Origin of the sequence: Paenibacillus sp. BJ-4, assembly GCF_020404765.1 — a bacterium.
GTDB lineage: Bacteria > Bacillota > Bacilli > Paenibacillales > Paenibacillaceae > Paenibacillus.
The window spans coordinates 1-261 of the sequence record NZ_JAIVEM010000189.1 but is presented as its reverse complement, the minus strand read 5'-3'; the positions used below and the strand labels follow the sequence as shown (position 1 = coordinate 261).

The 261-nt window shown below is 47.9% G+C and carries 1 protein-coding gene; it reads right to left on the bottom strand.

All coding sequences use genetic code 11. The features are described 5' to 3' along the window. Window positions 1-261: transposase (locus tag LCF57_RS27015; RefSeq protein ID WP_226003427.1), on the bottom strand; the 261-nt coding region annotated here is incomplete at both ends.

The window sequence follows — 261 nt, the reverse complement described above, 5'->3', positions numbered from 1 at the left end:
TGAAAGATCGTGGTGTCCTTAAAACGGGTCCGGCGATTCCAGCTGATGGTCGTATGGTCCGGAACTTTATCGGTTAAACCCAGCCCCAAAAACCAGCGATAAGCCAAGTTCGTCTGAATTTCTCGCTCGAGTTGCCGTTCTGAGCGAATGCCATAGAAATAACCGAGAAAGATCATTTTAAACAACACGGTAGGATCAATGGCAGGACGCCCGTTGTCCGCACAATACAGCGGGCTTACCTTCTCATGAATAAAGGAAAAG